General features: G+C 41.1%; 13 protein-coding genes. 1 reads left to right on the top strand and 12 read right to left on the bottom strand.

Annotated features, from left to right (window positions below):
- Positions 1–3 precede the first annotated feature (3 nt).
- From tssB to IQ209_RS18155, 12 genes are all read right to left on the bottom strand, one after another.
- On the bottom strand, positions 4–534 hold the full coding sequence (gene tssB / locus IQ209_RS01050; RefSeq protein ID WP_193848189.1) for a type VI secretion system contractile sheath small subunit: 531 nt from the start codon (positions 532–534) through the stop codon (positions 4–6).
- An 82-nt stretch (positions 535–616) separates the two neighbouring features.
- Entirely contained in the window at positions 617–1,699 is a 1,083-nt protein-coding gene (gene tssA, locus IQ209_RS01045) for a type VI secretion system protein TssA (protein ID WP_193848187.1), read from the bottom strand.
- A 49-nt stretch (positions 1,700–1,748) separates the two neighbouring features.
- A complete protein-coding gene (gene tssM, locus IQ209_RS01040; RefSeq protein ID WP_193848185.1) occupies positions 1,749–5,429 on the bottom strand; it encodes a type VI secretion system membrane subunit TssM in 3,681 nt (1,226 codons plus the stop codon).
- 12 nt (positions 5,430–5,441) lie between these two features.
- Complete coding sequence (locus IQ209_RS01035; RefSeq protein WP_193848183.1) at positions 5,442–6,662, bottom strand: DotU family type VI secretion system protein; 1,221 nt, start codon at positions 6,660–6,662, stop codon at positions 5,442–5,444.
- An 8-nt stretch (positions 6,663–6,670) separates the two neighbouring features.
- Positions 6,671–8,017, bottom strand: coding sequence for a type VI secretion system baseplate subunit TssK (gene tssK / locus IQ209_RS01030; protein WP_193848181.1), 1,347 nt, complete (start codon positions 8,015–8,017; stop codon positions 6,671–6,673).
- Between the two features lie 4 nt (positions 8,018–8,021).
- Entirely contained in the window at positions 8,022–8,600 is a 579-nt protein-coding gene (tssJ, locus tag IQ209_RS01025) for a type VI secretion system lipoprotein TssJ (protein WP_228005638.1), read from the bottom strand.
- 26 nt (positions 8,601–8,626) lie between these two features.
- On the bottom strand, positions 8,627–9,019 hold the full coding sequence (locus IQ209_RS01020) for a DUF4150 domain-containing protein (protein WP_193848179.1): 393 nt from the start codon (positions 9,017–9,019) through the stop codon (positions 8,627–8,629).
- Between the two features lie 10 nt (positions 9,020–9,029).
- The gene (locus IQ209_RS01015; protein WP_193848178.1) at positions 9,030–9,650 is read right to left on the bottom strand and encodes a DUF3540 domain-containing protein; all 621 of its coding nucleotides are present in this window, start codon (positions 9,648–9,650) and stop codon (positions 9,030–9,032) included.
- Complete coding sequence (locus tag IQ209_RS01010; RefSeq protein WP_193848176.1) at positions 9,647–10,732, bottom strand: pentapeptide repeat-containing protein; 1,086 nt, start codon at positions 10,730–10,732, stop codon at positions 9,647–9,649. Before IQ209_RS01010 ends, IQ209_RS01015 begins: the two co-directional genes overlap by 4 nt.
- Positions 10,729–13,302 carry a DUF2169 domain-containing protein gene (locus IQ209_RS01005; RefSeq protein ID WP_193848174.1) on the bottom strand — a complete coding sequence of 858 codons (2,574 nt, stop codon included), beginning with the start codon at positions 13,300–13,302 and terminating at the stop codon, positions 10,729–10,731. The genes IQ209_RS01010 and IQ209_RS01005 overlap by 4 nt, the downstream gene beginning before the upstream one ends.
- Positions 13,303–13,358: 56 nt before the next feature.
- Entirely contained in the window at positions 13,359–15,476 is a 2,118-nt protein-coding gene (locus IQ209_RS01000; RefSeq protein ID WP_193848172.1) for a type VI secretion system Vgr family protein, read from the bottom strand.
- Positions 15,477–15,877: 401 nt separating this feature from the next.
- Complete coding sequence (locus IQ209_RS18155) at positions 15,878–16,204, bottom strand: hypothetical protein (protein ID WP_228005637.1); 327 nt, start codon at positions 16,202–16,204, stop codon at positions 15,878–15,880.
- 1,042 nt (positions 16,205–17,246) lie between these two features.
- Here IQ209_RS18155 and murJ point away from each other — a divergent pair.
- The gene (gene murJ, locus IQ209_RS00990; protein WP_193848170.1) at positions 17,247–18,785 is read left to right on the top strand and encodes a murein biosynthesis integral membrane protein MurJ; all 1,539 of its coding nucleotides are present in this window, start codon (positions 17,247–17,249) and stop codon (positions 18,783–18,785) included.
- Positions 18,786–18,887: the final 102 nt, after the last annotated feature.

The following is an 18,887-nucleotide window of genomic DNA, read 5'->3' as shown; positions in this document are numbered from 1 at the left end:
CAATTACTCCTTATCTTCATTACCTTCTGCTGAAGCGCTATCGGTAAAATTTGGTGCTTCCGCTAAGGATTTGAGCAAAGCGGGGTTTTGCAAAATCTCGGCAATCAGTTTTTCTGCGCCATTTTTGCCATCCATATAAGAAAGCAGGTTTGCCAGTTGGGTGCGTGCTTCCAGCAATTGCGCCAATGGCTCGACTTTTTTGGCGATAGCATCAGGTTGAAAATCTTCCATTGTTTCAAATGTTAAATCGACATTCATCTTACCCTCACCAGTCAGGGTATTTTCAACCTGAAAGGCGGCTCGCGGTTTGATTGAATTCATGCGCTCATCAAAGTTGTCAATGTCAATTTCCAAAAATTTGCGATCATTAACGTCTGGTAAGGCTTCTACAGGTTTTCCTGCTAAATCAGCCATAACCCCCATAACAAAGGGTAATTGAACCACCTTCTCTGAACCGTAAAGCTCGACATCATATTCAATCTGTACGCGAGGAGGGCGATTCCGTGCGATAAATTTTTGTCCACTGGATTTCATAACACATTCTCCGTTATTGTCTGGATAACTAAGTTAATACCCTTTTAGTGATAACTAATTTAATAGGTTAAAAAATAAGTTATTAATCCATATCAGGGTTATTTGGGCGACCAAAAACGCTCTCAAGTTGATTTAATCCATCAGGAACAAGATCGTAGATAATTTTAATAAAATCACTGTCAATCAGCCGTAGGATGCGGTCAATCATCATAGGCGCAGGATGGCTTGGCTCATGTTGAAGAAAATACGTTTTGGCTTTTTCTAATAAAATGCGTGCATCATCACGGTTACTGACTTCGATTTCTCGCCAATGAAAAAACTTCCCCTTTTCAAGGGGTTCAAGGATTGTGGTTGGTGAAGTTATTTGCTCCGCTGTGCTGTTTTGTTGCATAGGTTCGGACTCAAATGTTCTTGTGGCGCCATCAGAATGCTCTGGAATACTTGTGCTTGGTTTATGTATAGAAAAAAATCCAATGATGGTATCCAACTGTTTTAAAAACTGCGGCAATTCGGGTATGCGATTGTCGGATAAATTATGGCGAATAATTTCAATTAAGGCAGTCAGTTGCTCATGTATGGTGATGATTGCCAAGATCTCAGGGCTATTAGATTGTTGGTGTAATTCGTTAATTAATCTCGTGCGTCCGCCAGTATAACCTTCGATTTCGGTTACCGTACCATTAAGCAGTGAACAAATTTCCTGTAATGACAATTCCGCTGAAACACTCCTGAGCAGAATCGAGTTTTGGGCTTTTATCGTACAGGGTGAACCATCTTCAATGATGGCTAGCGTGTTGAGGCGGAATAAGGGATCATATTCACCATTAAACTTCAATTGTGGCCATACATCTTCCCAATAACGCTCCAGGGATTGGCGGAGTAAACTCAGGCCATCGGCATACCCGCATATTCCTCGAATATTTAACCATGCTTGCATAAGGGCGATGATGACACGCAGATCTTTGGAACGGGATAGTAGGTGAGTGGCTTTTTTTTCCACTTCTATCCAGTTGGGCGGTTCAGCAGGGATGAGTACATCACCAAACTGCTGTTCTGGTTTTTCGATTAGGTTTCGCTCTAATGCGAGAAATTCATCATCGTATTCGAGGTCTTCCCCGCAAGGAAACTCCACACTGATTGGGTTAAGTAAGGCATCAATATTCATGGTATTTTCAGCTTATATTCAGTTCACAAGTTCACAGTAAGGATATCGATCATGCTGCTTGAAACAGTTCTGGATTTGGGCACGAGAAAGTGGGGAGATTAAACGGGCTGAAAATGCTGTTCGGGGTAAATTCCAGCAAGACAGTATGACCACTAATATTAAACCTTGCCCATAAGCTCATATCACCCATATTGGTTGGGTTCCTTGTTTTACCACGCCGAATACGTTTTGCCTGATCCAGCAATCGGTTTAGTGCCCAAAAACCTGACGTTGATAAGTTTGCGGTTGTACCATCAGTTAGATTCAATTGAATACGAACCAGATTGATATTGGCAGGGCCGGGCCAGCTAATCAGTTGTGAAAGTTGCGGGCCGTGACTGTATTCTACTATCTGTCCATCTACATCCAGCACCATACTCAATATATCGTTACTCATGTTGATTGGACGAACCATGACGCGAAATGAGGGTGTTGGGGTTTTGTTGGTGAATAACGTATTGCGGATAACCTGAGCCTGTTGGAAAGGCTTGAGCAACTTTTCCCCCCCAGGCAAGGGCTTGCCATTCACACCAGGCATAAATTGCCATTTTGGGAGGGTTGTATCGACTTTACCCACTAAATTTTTCTGGAAAAAACTGTTCATTAAGCCTGTTTCTGGGGCAAACATTCGTGCCATGTCATCGGGCTTGATATCCTGCTTTGCCTTAGGGGTCAATGGATAGCGATTGGCAATCGCTTGGTGGCAAAAAACGCCGATTTCTGTACTGAGATGCTTACCGACATTTTTCATATCACTAAGCTGGGTATCGCTACTGGCTCCCACTGCGAGTGAAGAAACTATGCTCCTGAACGGTATAGGCAGAAGGGCTGATGTTGCTTGTAACTGAGTGATAATCTGACCAGGGGGCAAGGGCATTCCCGCATTGGTTGCATTTTGTACTGAGGTTAAATACAGGTATAACTCGCTAATTTCTTTTAAGGTTTTATCAAAGGGGATACTTTGGGTGTTTTTATTTGGCCTTTTTGCTAACGCAATAATTTGGGCAAAATATTCTTCTACTGCCTGTTCTGGTGTTGGTTGATTATTATCTTGCATTATTTGTTTGGGCACCAATTTCGTTAACTTATTTGATTGGCTCTGCACAACACGGTTCTTCATGATATTGTTGAGTTGTTTGATATTATTGCTATTTCCATTCAGTATGACGTTTTTACTGATATTAATTAAAAGGTTACGCATAGGTGAATCAAAAGAAGACAACAGGCGTGAAGTGTTGATCCGTTGCTCCAGGCTATCGATATTTCTCAAACCAATATCCGCCAGAAATTCGCTCCACTGATATATGTAGTCGTTAATATAAAATTGCTTAACGGCGGATTTTATTTCCTTATCAGTTTGCTTTTTTGCATAGCGACCGAGCACCCAACTGTCTTGTGAATATAAGGTTGTTAGAAAAGTATTGAGGTTTTTTTCAATACCTTGTTGATAACCAGCAGGGGTGAACATCCCTGATATACCCTCTGTAATGGGTGTGCCACTGATACGTGAGAAAGCCAATTCAGCCTGGGGACCCGCGAGTGATTCCAGATTTACGGGAGCTAAATTGGGATCATTGATTAATTTTTCCTTCATATAGTTATAAGCACGTTGTGCGGGTGGAATGCTGCTAATTAATTGCTGTTTTTTTTTGATCAGAGTGTCGTCACGAATGAAAGGGGATGTGACAACCTGGCCATCTAACAATTGGCCGATGTGTTCCTCGATTTGTTGTAAATGCTGTTGGGTTGTGTCTGCTTTTAATTGGGTTTTCAAATATTGCATGACCCAATTATGCAGAAACTTACCATCATAATGCTTAGGCTGGTATAACATTTGATAAGACTTTAGCGTATTGTAGGTGTTCTCTATGTCATCGTTATTGTCATCATGCATCTGGTTCGTGATGATTGTTGCTATCTGGGGCAACAATAATGTTTGTAGTGCTTTTCTATATAGAAAACGGCTGGCATCACTGATTTGTTCACCACAATACAACCCCATTCGATAGGATAAAGGGGGATCATTTAAGGGAAAGCGTTGGCTTTTATCTAAATGAGCCAAACTGTTTAAAATAGGAAGCAAGGCATAAATATCATTGGCATTTTGCTTTAAGTCAGCACTTTGTTTTGCAATGGCTGGAAATCTGGCTTGCACTTCCATTAGGTAATTTTTGTTATTGTTGTAGCTGGTCAAAAGTAAATTAGTTACTAATGCCAGTATTGCCACTGAAACAACATACCCTAATCCTCCCAGAAAGCGTTTGCGATATATCCACCAGCGGTTATAACCGGCAATTCCTGCCTCATTAAAGATATTTTCCAGTAAATTTTTTATAAAGTAAGCCTGGCTGGGTGGGGCAGAATGAACCGCTCCTTTATTATTCTCCCATGACATGGCATTACTATTGTTATTTGTTGGTAACTGAAAATTGCGGTTAAATTTCTCCATGACATTGTCAAAGAGAAATCCTGTTTGTGTTCCACTGGTGAAATAGAGCCCGCGTGGATAGTAGGGTATTTCAAATCCCGACTTTGCGAATACGATTTCAATATATTGTGCGACCAGCGGGCGCAGGGATGCAAATTCTTGCGGGAATAAATAACTTTCGGCACATTGTTGTGAATGTTGTGAATTGTGTCCGTTTAAGAGAATAGAAGGTAATTCAGCATTTAACCGCAATTCTAATTGGCTATACTGTTGATTAAGAATTTCATGCAAATCAAAATCAAGACCTTTATTCCATTTTCCCCGTGAAGCATTATTCCATGGGAAATTAAATCCCCAAATTTGCTCACGGGATTTTTTGTCAAAATGGGAGAAATAAGCACTAAATCCTTTTAATAAATCAGTCTTGGTGATCATGATATAAATCGGGAACTGTATCTTAAGTTGTTCATGTAACTCTGACAGGCGTTTACGCAGCATATAAGCCTGCTGATCCCGTTTTTCAGTGGATGGATTGAGTAAATCTTCCACACTAATAGTAATAATAATCCCGTTAAGTGGTTGGCTTATCCGATATTTTTTCAACAGTCGGATAAAATTTTTCCATTCATCAGCATCTTGTTGGTTAAAATTATCCTGTGTGACATAGCGACCTGTAGTATCTAGCAGAACGGCTTTATTGGTGAACCACCAGCTACAGCTATTCATGTCTTGCGTACTGTGCAGTGCGGATTTCCCCAAGTAGTCCGACAGAGGAAAATGCAGGCCAGAGTTTGTCAGAGCTGTCGTCTTGCCTGAACTGGGGGCACCGATAACCAGATACCAGGGTAATTGATATATATATTGGCGGCTGAAAAAGTTTATCCAGCCTGGTTTATTTTTACTATACCAACCAGAAAAATAGGCTTTTTTCAGTAATCTTGCTGCGTCAGAAAAACGCTCTGCTAATGTAATATATTGTTTATTCTGCTTCTTTTCTTCGTTTTCATCTTTAGTGATGTTCAATTCCTTGGTCAGCTTTTGGTTAAGCCATGATTGGTATAACCGCGGCATGACTTTAACTAATAACCAGAGCAAGTAAAAAGAAATAATGGTAATGATTCGTATTGTATTTGTTTCAAAAGGGAACTTATCACCAACAGAAATAATGGGACCAATGAACCAGATAAAAACAGAAATAGCCGTTACTCCAAGAAAACTCCATGTTAACCGGCTGGTGATGATAGAAAAAAGTGCATTCAGCATGTCTTCATTTCCTTACATCGTTTGGTTTACAGGAGAAGCTAACAGTGTGATTTCGACTCGTCTGTTTTTGGCTCGATTACTGGCAGTATTATTTGGAACTAAAGGATTTTTGGCCCCTTTTCCTTCTGTTTTGACTCTTTCTGGTTGATTCAGGTAACGTTGTAGTTCTTTTTGTACAGACTTAGCTCTCGCGAGTGATAAAGCATCATTGGATGAAAAACGGGAAAGACGGGTATTAATGGGAATGTTATCAGTATACCCGACAATCAGGATTTCGCCGTTAAAATGGTTTAATACCTCAGCAACCCGCCTGATGACATCCAAATAACGGCTTTTGATCTGAATGGAGCTGGTGTTGAATAAACCATCTCCTTTTAGCGTGATCACGCTTCTATCAGGCATATCAGTGACGTCCAATAATCCCGCAGCTATTTCATCCTGTAGCCTGCTTTGCAGGTTCTGGGGGAGTAGTGTAGATGGAAATACCCTATCGCCTACCGTCACATTGGGCAAATTAGTCTGGTAGATTTTGGACAAAATGGGATTAACCCTATCATTCAACTGCCAGTTCAGGTTTATATACAAGATACATACCAGAAAACTTAATATCGCTATAGAGATCCAAACTGATAAGGAAATGTGTTGGGGTCTATTCGGCAAGGTAATGGCTTGTATTTTTTTTGATAATTCAATGGGATAATTACCTCTAATTGAACTTATTAACTGGAATAAGCGTTGTTTCACGGTTTCCAATTGAGTGCGACCGTTATCGATGACACGATAACGCCCTTCGAATCCAAGCAGGAGACAGAAGTTAATGAGTTCTAATAGGAATAAGTTATCCTTGGGATTTTGTGACAACTTGGCTAATAACTGGAAAAATTTTTCGCCTCCCCAAGTCTCATTATGAAAAGTAACGAGCAGGCCACCACCAGACCAAACACTGCGCAGCCCCCAAGGAGTGAGTGCTGCTGCTTCATCCAATGCGGTGCATAGACAGTAGCGGGCACCAATGATCACGTTGTAGGGCAGTTTGACTTGTTGGCATTCCACTTCAAAACGCCGGATTTCATTGATCAGTTGCTGGCGTAAATGGGTTGGATCAGGGTGAATAATAGAATGCCGGATCTGGGGAATAGTATTTAACAATGGATTTGCGGCAGAAACCAACGGGTTACGGTTGGTATCATCCGAAAGCATCTTATGTTCAGTTGTCTGCTTTTCCTGCGTCATTGGCTTTATTACCTCGATTTTTCCTGATTACGGACAGCCCAAAATTCTATATTCAAGCCAGGGAATTCACCGGCCAGATGTAAGGCAAAACCGCTGGATTTCTCCATCTGTTTCCATAAATCCCCTTCTTTTTCTAATTCAAAATAGACATAACCTGAATGCCAGGGAATTTGTCTGGGCACAGATGGCATGGCGCGTAGTGAGATGCCGGGTAATTGCAATTGAACCAATTCACGTATACGGCCAACGGGGGCAATTTTCATTTGGGCAGGGAATTTGTTCATCAGCATATCATTTGTAACATCAGCATGGATGGCCAGAATAAAGCTGAACGTATGTACCATATTGGCGTCGGGTAATGTTGCGATATTCAAACCATGAGAGTATTCCGTTAATGGCAACTGAATGGCATGTTCTTCAAGAATGATTGATAACCCTTGGCGTAGTTGGAACATGAGTTGGTTGAAGCACTGCGTTAAATTGTCATGATCATAGAGAGGTAAATTTTCTTTCGGTACACGGCGTTGGGAGAATGTCGCCAATTCACTGGCAAATTGTAGCCATTCGTTGAATAACCGTTCTGGATGCAATAGTGACAGGTTCTGCATATGGTTCATCTGGCCGCTATAGCGATTCAAAAGTGACAGCAAGAGAAAATCCATAATCTCAGAATCATTGTATCGCCCCAACTGTGACAGGCGCTGGCTAATTTGTTGGCGGCGCTGTTCTAGTAAGTCTTGTATTTGATTGATAAAACTTTCTATTTGTGGATTCGCATGGCAGTTGAGCAGGGGCGGAATAAATTGCGAGTCAAGATAGAGTTTCTTGTCATTTGTTTTATTCATGACATATACAAGACTCAATGCTGTCCACTCGGGAGTTAAATCAGATTCCAACATCAGGCGCAAACGCATTTTGCCAAATTGTATCGCAGCATTGCCAACAGACATGGCATTGAAGTCGTTGACTTCCGCTTCAAAGCTAACAAAGCGTGCCAGCGAATCGCTTTTTTCACTGAAAATGACCTCTTCTTTCCCTCGCTGACAATTTGGTACAGCCAGAACAACATGGTTATCAGACGGGTTTTCACCAAGCTGTAAGGGCGTGGGGGCATTGGTGGCATCAAAACTAAAGGGCGTTCCGTCAGGAAAAATACCACTGGCTGTGAAAAGGCTGACTTTACCCCGATTAAGCAATTCCTGATCCAATTCAAGCGTTAAAAAACCCCAATAGTAAGGATTTTGTGCTATCCCCCAGTCACGAATGTAGGCTTCCAGGTAGTTTTCAGCCTGCTGGAAGTGGTGGGGGCGTAAAAACATGCCTTCTGTCCAGATAACTTTTTCTGATTTATTCATTACCTTATTTATCTCCTGTCACACAACTCAAGTTACATTCTTTGATGAGACTTAAGCCATTGTTAGTGACTTTTACGCATAGACGTAGTTCGTCAGAAGGAGTGCGCCAAAATTCGTAAAAAGAGGGCTTTTCAGGTACAGGAACGGGAAATGAAATGCGCCATTTCTTGCCGTTCAATTTTTTATACTCAACGATGAGGCCGATGTAGTTAGCTTCCGGTTGGTTTTTTTCCAACAGGCAATGCGTAGGTTGGAAAGGGCGTATAAACAATAGGTTTTTATTAACCAGTTTATCGCCCAACGTATTCTGAGCCTTGTCTTGCAGGGAAAAAAAATCGGCAGACATAAACTCTTCATTCGATTTTAGTAAAAAGACATCTATCTTCACGGGGGCGGAATCATTTACGTTAGATGCTGAATTGAAGATGAGTTTATAGGGTGGCAAATTTGCTTTTGATGAACAACCCGTTATGGCTATCAATGCTGTGGTTATCGATACTATGGATAGGAAGCCCCTTTTTGCCACTTTTTTATGGAGTGAAAGAGACATTGTCATCATGTTTGCTAAAGCCTGTTTAGGCATGAATGCGCTGTTAATAAATAAAAAAGTTAAGAGGCCGAGATAAGCACTTTGGTTTGGCTGGGTACAGTGCGTGAACCCATGGCATTAGTCAAATTTTGCATAGTAGAACTGGAAAGCCGGGTTGCCGGAGAGCCTTTTATCAAGACGGAATTGACTCCCATTACATGGCGGGCATTACCCATTACGGTGCCGGAAGCTACGCCACCATTGACGCCGGCATTATCTCCTGTTGTCATCGGTATGGTTGTTGCCAAATTATGGGCTGGACAACCCATAAATAAGATATTGGTAGCATTGCTTATACCGTTAGTGCCTTGTGCCATATTAGGATAAGGCACAGGTACAGGTGTAAACATTGGTGTCAGGCAAACATCAGGAACGGCTATATCCGTTCCACCACCTTGAGTGTTAGCAAACATAGTCTCATCCTTAGCCGATATGAATTTGTTCAGCGTCGATTTTGGTCATGGCTTTTGCAGAGACAATCGCCTGCTGGGCGTGTAATCGGGCATAATTTTCAGCCTGCATATCTAATTGACCTGCACGAACCTGCTCTGTTTGTGTGGTATGACGAAATAGACGATGACTCAGTTGTGTGACTGTTTTCCAAAGAGATTCGAACTGATTACCAACCAGACGAGTTATTGAGATCCATGCAGACAGGGATTCCCCACTATATTGCATTTCACTGATATGACAATTGCCATGATTGGCTGTGATAGCGAATCCGTTGCTGTGCATGCTTAGGTTCCCTTGTGAGGTGATGGTGAGATCACCTGGGACACTGATTTCAGCAATGTGCTGTTGCTCTGCCCGTTCCAATATGGCTAATATCCAGAGTTGATTGTTGGTCTTCGTAATTAATACTGTATCCCCCATGCTGGGTGTCAATAAACAACTGACAGCTTGTCGGCAATGCCAGCCACGGTTGTTATGGCTTTCCACCATAAAACTGCCATCAGGAAGAACGTTAACAATTTGGCCGGTAATCTGCTGTAATGGCTCAGTATTAAGGGTGAATGAAGAAAGGGCATAAGCAGGCTTCGTCATTTTGATTCTCCTGATGAAATCTTGTTATGTTGTATATTCCACTCTTCAGCGGCAAATAGTTCAGGATCATTTTCCAGAATACCTTGACGGTCAGAAAATAATGTTCCAATTTGTTGAGCACGATGAAAAAGTGTTCTCATAAATTGAGCAGTGCGAAAATCACTATTATTGACGTTTGCATAGGAAAAATCCGTGTAACACATATTACAGCCTGTAAATTGTGCATTCATTGCCTGTACTTTGTGCATGACTGCCAATGTCAGGTTACTGTGCCGAAAATCGGCAGATTCAAGGGATGCATCAATAAAAAGGGCTTGTTCAAACAGGCTGTTTTTGCAACGGGCTTGGGTTAAATCGGCTTCAGTAAATAATGCCTGGACTGCATTGACATTTGATAGTAAGGCGTTTTTTAAAATGGCCCCTTTGAAATTGCAATTAGTCAGTATGGCGTGATTAAAATTGACGGATTCAAGCTGGCTATCCATAAATTGACACATTTTAAAGGTTTGTTTATGGAAATTTTGCTTACGCAGATCGCATTCAAAAAAAACGGTTTTATTAAATTCACTGGCAGAAAAATGGCTTGTTCGTAAATCCTGCCGAAAAAAAGTGACCAAAAAAAAATGACCGTGGCTAAACCTTGTTTGATCCATTGATGACGCAAGAAATGTGATCCGTTCAAAGTCACTGTGGCTAAAATCAGCATATTGCAGTGAACAAGATGCAAACTGGCTATTGTTCTGTTTTGTCGCTGTAAATTGGGTTTTTTCCAAAATAGATTGATGGAATACATTGCCTGTTAATGTGCTTTTATTAAAGACCGCAAGCCTCAGATTACACTGTTCAAACGTGTTTTGCTCAAGTATAGCCGAGTCGAAAATTGCTCCTTGTGCCTGACACTCGATAAAACAGGTTTCTTTTATTAAAGTTCGAGAAAAATCAGCACCTGAAAAATCGACTTCTTTAAAAATTCCCCCAGATAAGTCACGTCCGGTCAGGGAAATATTCTGCAAACTGATTTTTTCAATGACCTCACCTTGCTTGATTTTGTCTATTAGTTCATCGGCTGTCAGTGAACTCATATCACATCCTTATCCCGTTTGGGCAAGGTCTTGATGCGCTTAACATAAGCATTTGTAATTGAGGTTGAGTCGCTGATAATTGATTGGGACATATCAGTACGGAATAGATTGGCGCCCTGTAAGTTTGCATTATTGAAGTTGCATTTCTGCATAAACGCACTCATCAGGTTGGCATTATTCAGTAAGGCGCCCCGGAAATCTGTCCTAATAAACAGGCTTTTTTCTGCATTAAGGTACTGCATATTAACCGACTGGCAGTTGGATTCACTGAGATCGGTGTTATTCAAGGTCGTGGCATAGAATTTCGCCTCGACTAAAGGCATTTGGCGCAAATTACATTCTGTCAATGTTGCATGGCTGAAATCGGCTTGATTAAGCTCACTGTCCATGGCAAATGCGCAGGTCAGCAATCTGGCTGAATGAAACCGGATACCGTTTGCTTCAGTTTCCACCCATGAACAACTTTCCAGTTTTGCATAATCAAAAATTGCTTGTCTTAGCTTGCACTTAATAAACGAAACTTTATTCAGGTTTGTGTGATTGAACCTAAGGGCAGGGAGTTCAAGTTCTATAAATGTACAGTTTTTCCACTGTGAATATTGGAATTGGCAATGTGTAATAAATATTTTTTGCAGGAATAGTTCTGTAAATATGGCATGGTCAAAGTGACAATGGTCAAATCGAGTTTCTTGCATCTGGGTTTCAGTGAAACTTGCGCAAGAAAAGTCACTTTGTTCACATTTAGCCAGTGACAGACTGGCATGATCTAATTTGGCGCCACGTAATGAAGCGTTGCAAATTTCAGTCCTCGCCAGCATGGCTTCGATGAAATTTGCTTCGTCCAGCTGGCAATGGTTTAAACATGCGCTTTCCAATAAGGTGCGAGTGAAATTAGCCCCCCGTAGATCCATGCCTGACAAATCCGCGCCCGTAAAATCCATGCCAGTGAAATTTCCTCCTTGCCGCATGATTTCTTGTACTCTTTTGCGAACGATTTGTGACAGGCTGCCGGTTAAGCGCAGAGCAGGGCTTTGTCCCTGTACTGAAGATAAATACATTGAGTGTAGTGTTTGCTCGATTTGTGCAAGCTCTTTATCATTGAAGCCTGTTTGGTGCTTTTGTAGCATATCCCGCATTTGATGCAGGTTTTCTGGCCCTTTGAGTTCTGACTTTGCCGTTATTTTTTCAATATCAATGCCTTGTTCTTTGGCTAAAGCCATTGCGTTTTCTTTCTGTAATTCAGCCTCAGCCTTTTTTTCGGTGGCATATTGTTCGATTTTTTCCATGAACTCCGGTAACTCATCCAGTTTTGGAGCAGGAGGGGGTTGTTCGGTATCAACTGGCATATCGTAGCCATATTCAGAGAAGCGTTCTTGTTGCTGTTCACGCAGACGTTTTTCACGATTTTGCAAATTTTGTCGCAATGGTGAGCTATTTTCTGGTTGTTCTGTATCTAGCCACGGGCCAATCATCTCTTCGGCGACAAGATCTTTTTCCCGAAAAGTGTATAGAGCGCCTTTTTCTTTATCCAATCGTTGTTCAAGGACATGCAGGTAATGTTCTTGCGGTCGAGGATTATCATTTAATTCCAGTGCCGATATCATTTGCAAGATATCCTTGGCATCATCTTCATTAATTTGTGCACTGCCGTGCCAAACCAGAATCATTTGTTCCAGGTGGGGAAAGAACCATACCGTTGTGTTGCGCATGACGACTTCTTCAAAAATCTCTTCCTCAAGACGCAATCGTTTGATAAAGCAACGTGCGTTCCATGCGGGCAAAATACCTTCCTGAACAGGGTGTTCTGGATGCATATTCCAAATGCGCCACGCTGCTTTCTCTGGCAGTGTGGTATTTTCTTCCCACCATTGATCCGCGGGGGCAGCATTAAATATCCGCCAGTCAATGTCATTGGCAAAACCAGGAAATTCATTTTCCAACCAGGCTTTGTCGTATTTTTTTCCAATACGGGCAAAACGGCGCGGCCATGTAAAATCTAAAGGGCAAAAGCTTGCCGGAATAGGAATTTCCTGTTGTGATGTCAATTGTCGTTGTGACATTAGGCGATGATGCCGGGCTTCAATATTGGGCAGACGATGAATTTTCAGTCTGTCATCCCGTTCTTCTGGGTTGAACCCAATTCCGTGTGGGTTTTCTTCACAGCCTTCCCCCCCAAACGCTCGACTCCAGTCTAATCGCATTTGCGTAAAAGATTGGGGCTTCGACGGAGAATCATCAATCCAATAGCGATCACCAAACGCAATTAATGTCTTGTCCAACTGACCAATCTGAATACGCGCAGCACAGGCGGTTTTATCAGCTTGATGGTGGGTATAGGCATATCCTGTGGCCAAAAATTCAGCACAAGGTTTCGGCATAGCGAGATCGATAACGCCATTACAGGTTTGTAACTCATTTTCTGCCAGTTGCCAAAGTTCTATTTCCGGGCGTAGGCGTGGGGTTGATCCCATATCTGCCAGAGCCATAATGGAAATTCCGAGGTGGTTTCTTTGCAACCAACGATAAGGTCGATAAAGTACACTCAGGCGCAACGGTTTGATGATTTTCATAACAACCCAGGAGGTATGTATTGGCAATTATTTATGGGGTGATTAAAATGTAGTCATTAGTTGAGGATATGTAAGCTGCTGCTCATAGATAAAATTTTTGCTGAAAACATAGAGTTCGGAGAATCTATTACCAACTTGGTATTGCTTTTTATTGTAATGGACTTAGGGCTTGAGATTGTCGTCACTCCTGTAATGTTCTGCACCCAATTTCCATTAATTTTTGCGTTTAAATTTCCCTTAAGTGTGTAAGTATCGCCACCATGAATCTCGGTTTTTCGTCCATTGTCGCTTGAGATTGTCGTCACTCCTGTAATGTTCTGCATCCAATCCCCATCAATTTTTGCGTTTAAATTTCCCCTAAGTGTGTAAGTATCGCCACAATTAATCTCGGTTTTTCGTCCATTGTTGATAGTTTCTTGCTGGCTGTTGTTGATCGTTAAAGTATTTTTGCCTTGAATGGTTGTTTCATGGTTTGCCATATAGGTGAAGTTGGCATCTCCAGTTACAGTGTCTTTTTGCTGTTTTTTTATTTCCGTCGTACGGTTTCCATCAATAGTGACTTTTTTATCTTTCTCCACTGAGATATTCATGTTCCGTTCTGCATGCAGATCAAATAATTCCTTATCCGGTTCATCATCTAAAAAGAGATAATTTGCCTGATCATGCTTACCTCCCTTGGTATTCGACATAATACCGACACGAGTTTCATGTTTAGGTAACTCCCATGGAGGCATATTCTCATTGTTATAAGTGCTGCCAATCACTAAAGGTTTATCAGGGTCACCATTGACGAAACTGATAACCACTTCTTCGCCCACACGAGGGACACATATACTGCCATAACGCCAGCCAGCCCAATGGCTCGCAACACGCACCCAGCAAGAGCGGGTATCATCTTTTTTGCGATCCTTATCCCAACGGAATTTCACTTTTATACGGCCGTATTTGTCAGTCCATATTTGTTTATCTTTAGGGCCACTAACGACGGCGGTTTCAAGACCAGTCACTTTTGGCCACGGCGTCACTGCCAACGGTTTCCAATGAGTGTTGGCAGGAATTGCTTCAAATTGAATCGTGTTTTTGTTTTTATCTGCGTCTGAATTAAAAAGGTCGCCAGTGAGTGTATTAAAGATATCATCAACAACGATATCAAAAACATCGTCAGAAGAACTGGCTATGTAAGGTTTTTCATAAAGAAAGTAGTGTGCGCCTATAATTAAATAGTCACTATGGTCATCGCCTTTGATGTCATTGGGGAGTGATAGTGTGAAAGTATGTCCCGGAGCTATTCCCAGCACATTGCCTTTGCTATTAACCAGCTCACTTTTTGCTTCGGCAGCTTGCTGGCGAACTTTGGCATAAAATTGCCCTTGTTCATTTTCTACATAGCGGCCGGGCCAAATGAATATTTCTGTGTTATCAATAGAGCTGATTGGGGTCTGGATAGCTGTATATAGCTCAGCCCGTGGTTTACGGAAGTCGTAGTCATCAAGGCTGTAAGTATTTGGTATAGTGATACTGGAGACATTCCAATTATAGATATATTCTTTGATGTGTGCTTTCGGTGTATCACCCTTGTTGATATAGTAAATATTTTTATACCCAGGCATTGGCTCATGTGATTGAGGAGCGTCAACCAAGATCATGGTATGATTTCCCATTACATGTTTGAAATAATAGTAAATTCCTTCATGTTCCATCAGTCGATGGATAAAATCGAAATCAGATTCATTATGCTTGACGCAATATTCCCATGTGCGATATTTTTCAACAAGCTGATTTTCAAACAGAATGTTAGCCTTATTGAGTACTTCGGCGATAATATCGGGTACAGTATTATCTTGCCATATACTATAGCCAATGCTTTGTTTTAATTCCCATAATTTAGGTCTGACGGTAGCCGTATATAAATAAAGTCTGTCATCATATTTATAGAATGGGGCATAGGATATCTTTTCTATATAACCACTTAAGTATCTTGTTTGTGCTGATTTATTCTTTATTTCTACAGTTAGTATTGTCTTATGCAGCGATATTGGATCTGATAATCTCTTTTCGCTCAATAATTCAATCTCAAACAGGTAGGCCTCAGATAATTTTTCTATCCCTCTAAGGGATTTGAAATGTAAAGTATTATCAGATAATGAGGTATGTGCGATAAACTGTCTTTCCATAAGGATATCCTTGCTTTTGCGTAAAGCTACCGCATATTCCTTGCAGAGTTAAGGAACATACAAAAGTGGAAATGTAGGGCGATAGTTTCTCTAAGTATGATAAGCATAATGTTTGGTATTTGCAATCTACAGGTGCTACCTTGTTTATGAAAAATATAATCTTATTTTTTGGTTGAATTTAGTTATTATGGATATTTTTTCTTATGTATTTATTAAGTAAAAGTTTTAATGGACACGGTTTATCTTTCGTTATAATTAATTTAAATGTTACGATTGAGACTCGTTTTTGAAATATTGGAATACATAATTAATATTCAATATATTATAGTTGTTATTCTTTCAATAAACTCAAACCGCGATGCGTAACGACACTGCCACTGGATAATATCAACGTTCAGCGCCTAAATCTTCGTTGGCTGTACATATGACGGTCCAGCGACCCGCGATTCCAAGATCCCTATTCTCTCCGTTAGTGTGACAGTGAAGATAACATTATCAATTTTGGTTGCTCTATAAGAAGCGCCGGTTTTTGTTTCTGATACTCTATACAGAGTAAACGTAATGAAAACAAAACAAATCAAGGCAAGAATGAAAAGTCCCCACATTAAACCCGCTGCTGTTGTTGTATGCTCACTAGAGAAAAGCCCTAGTACAATGGCTGCTCCGGCCATTTTTAGTGCGCCTTGTAAAGCACTGCCTGTTCCTGACAATTCTGGATGTCCATGCAAACTTATCCCAAGTAACAATGGAGAAGACAGCCCAGATCCTAGCCCTACCGCAAAACTATAAATAATGATAAATTCAATCGACAATATTTGAGTAAACTGTATACAACAAAATTAATGTCAGATAACAGAATTCGGAAACCTGTTATCCGACCATTATTTGTTGATTTCATTGCCATAAAAAATTTGGGATACAGCAAAACCAACAAGATAATAAACAACAAGGCTTTGTGCCTAATTGTCAGTAATTGCGAGTGCAGTTTTTATTATAGGCAGAGCCGGGTTATAAAGGTTTATAGAAAATAATCCCAATACCAGTATAACGCACGAATTGATGATGATGATTTTTGACTTCATGTCTTTTCACCTTTCATACAAGTGGGAACGCTTTTATGCGTTTGTTATATTCTTTATTTTGTTTGTCAATTTATTCATATCTGAAAATCACCTTCTGTAGAGGTGGTCAGAAACCGTTTTGGCTCTGCCTTATTAGCCTTTAGATTTTAAAGTAACAAAGATGGTGGCGACTTATTTTTAGGGGTTTTTATAATCAAAAATATAAAAAGAAAAAACATAAAACATTAATTTATTTGATTATACAATTCACATAATAACTATAATTTTAAAAGTACTTGCATTTATATAATATACCCGTCTCACTTCAAGATGCATATTGTTTCTCCCCGCTTCGCGGGGAGAAACAATGAGTTATGTTGTCTTATAATGAGCAATTTGAAAGGTAACGCGTATAAATTCATTCATGAAAGCACCTGAGTAATCATTTTAAAGATTTCTTTTCTCAGGAGGTACTCATCTCTGAAAATTGTGGTTCTAAGTCATTTATCTGTTGAATAACGGGTTGAACTCGTGACCAACTCTTGCCATCTGGTTGCAGGTTGCATATAGGTTGGGGGTGTTTGCCATTCTCCCCAGCTTTGAAATGAATAGGAATTATTAATATTCAACAATATTTGCTTGATTTCTTTGGCCTAATCGCTTTACATCTTTTATGTTCGTTTCATAAAAATCAATCTTAGAAAATACCATGAATTTACTGAAATCACTGGCAGCGGTCAGTTCAATGACGATGTTCTCCCGCGTTCTGGGCTTTATTCGTGATGCCATCATTGCTCGTATATTTGGTGCGGGTGTGGCGACAGATGCCTTTTTCGTTGCTTTCAAACTCCCTAACTTACTGCGCCGTATTTTTGCTGAGGGCGCTTTTTCACAAGCGTTTGTTCCTATACTTGCTGAGTATAAAAATCAGCAGGGGGATGAAGCGACACGTACCTTTATTGCCTATATATCAGGGATGTTGACGCTGATTTTGGCAATAGTCACAGTGATAGGGGTGATAGCTGCGCCCTGGGTCATCTATGTGACGGCGCCGGGTTTTGCAGATACACCGGATAAGTTCGCTTTAACCCGTGATCTACTCAGAATTACCTTCCCTTATATTTTCTTGATATCTCTGGCTTCGTTAGCGGGAGCCGTTCTCAATACGTGGAATCGCTTTTCTGTGCCCGCTTTTGCTCCAACATTGCTTAATATCAGCATGATCACTTTTTCGCTGTTTGTCGCACCTTACTGTAACCCACCTGTGATGGCATTAGGTTGGGCAGTGATCGCTGGTGGTATTTTGCAATTGGCTTATCAGCTTCCACACCTGAAAAAAATAGGTATGCTGGTATTGCCCCGAATTTCCTTTCGCGACAGTGGCGTATGGCGGGTTATTCGCCAGATGGGGCCAGCTATTTTGGGGGTTTCAGTCAGCCAGATTTCATTGATCATCAACACCATTTTTGCTTCATTTCTGGTTTCTGGTTCGGTTTCGTGGATGTATTACGCCGATCGTTTAATGGAATTGCCTTCGGGCGTGCTGGGGGTGGCGTTAGGTACAATCCTTTTACCTTCGCTGGCAAAAAGTTTTTCCAATGGGGATCATCAGGAATATAGAAGGCTAATGGATTGGGGATTGCGTCTTTGCTTTTTGTTGGCGTTACCTTGCGCAGTGGCGTTGGGTATTTTGGCAGAGCCCTTAACCGTGTCACTCTTTCAATATGGCAATTTTTCTGCCTTTGATGCAGAAATGACACAACGCGCATTAATTGCGTACTGCTTTGGCTTGATGGGATTGATTGTGGTTAAAGTCCTCGCGCCTGGTTTTTACTCTCGTCAGGATATTAAAACCCCCGTCAAGATTGCGATTGCAACCCTGATTTTGACTCAGCTAATGAACCTTGCTTTTATTGGTCCATTAAAACATGCGGGGTTGGCGCTTTCTATTGGTTTGGCTGCTTGCTTTAATGCCAGTATGCTTTATTGGCAATTGCGTAAGCGTGAAATTTTTAAACCGCTGGCAGGATGGGGCCTCTTCCTATTGAAGTTGGCGGTGGCAATTGTAGTCATGGTTGGGGTATTACTGGCAATATTGTGGTTTATGCCTGCCTGGGATCAGGGCAATATGGCATTGCGCTTGTTACGGTTGATGGGGGTTGTGATTGCGGGTGCAGGGAGTTATTTTGCCGTACTGGCTTTGATGGGGTTCCGATTGAAGGATTTTGCCCAGCGAGGATTGATGTAACTGAAACGTGATTTCTCCCCGCTTCGCGGGGAGAAATCACACGCATCTTGAAGTTAGATTGGTATAGGTTATTAAAAACAGTTATCACGTGATAACTGTTTT

It is taken from the genome of Xenorhabdus sp. BG5, from assembly GCF_015163665.1.
Lineage (GTDB): Bacteria > Pseudomonadota > Gammaproteobacteria > Enterobacterales > Enterobacteriaceae > Xenorhabdus.
Note: the sequence above shows the minus strand (reverse complement) of the source record. Positions and strands in the feature narration are given on the sequence as shown.

Coding starts and splice junctions, on each gene's coding strand:
- IQ209_RS01020 (WP_193848179.1), bottom strand. CDS start 9,019: ATGTTTGCTAACACTCAAGGTGGTGGAACGGATATAGCCGTTCCTGAT.
- tssB (WP_193848189.1), bottom strand. CDS start 534: ATGAAATCCAGTGGACAAAAATTTATCGCACGGAATCGCCCTCCTCGC.
- tssA (WP_193848187.1), bottom strand. CDS start 1,699: ATGAATATTGATGCCTTACTTAACCCAATCAGTGTGGAGTTTCCTTGC.
- murJ (WP_193848170.1), top strand. CDS start 17,247: ATGAATTTACTGAAATCACTGGCAGCGGTCAGTTCAATGACGATGTTC.
- IQ209_RS01000 (WP_193848172.1), bottom strand. CDS start 15,476: ATGGAAAGACAGTTTATCGCACATACCTCATTATCTGATAATACTTTA.
- IQ209_RS01010 (WP_193848176.1), bottom strand. CDS start 10,732: ATGAGTTCACTGACAGCCGATGAACTAATAGACAAAATCAAGCAAGGT.
- tssM (WP_193848185.1), bottom strand. CDS start 5,429: ATGCTGAATGCACTTTTTTCTATCATCACCAGCCGGTTAACATGGAGT.
- tssK (WP_193848181.1), bottom strand. CDS start 8,017: ATGAATAAATCAGAAAAAGTTATCTGGACAGAAGGCATGTTTTTACGC.
- IQ209_RS01035 (WP_193848183.1), bottom strand. CDS start 6,662: ATGACGCAGGAAAAGCAGACAACTGAACATAAGATGCTTTCGGATGAT.
- tssJ (WP_228005638.1), bottom strand. CDS start 8,600: ATGCCTAAACAGGCTTTAGCAAACATGATGACAATGTCTCTTTCACTC.
- IQ209_RS01015 (WP_193848178.1), bottom strand. CDS start 9,650: ATGACGAAGCCTGCTTATGCCCTTTCTTCATTCACCCTTAATACTGAG.
- IQ209_RS01005 (WP_193848174.1), bottom strand. CDS start 13,302: ATGAAAATCATCAAACCGTTGCGCCTGAGTGTACTTTATCGACCTTAT.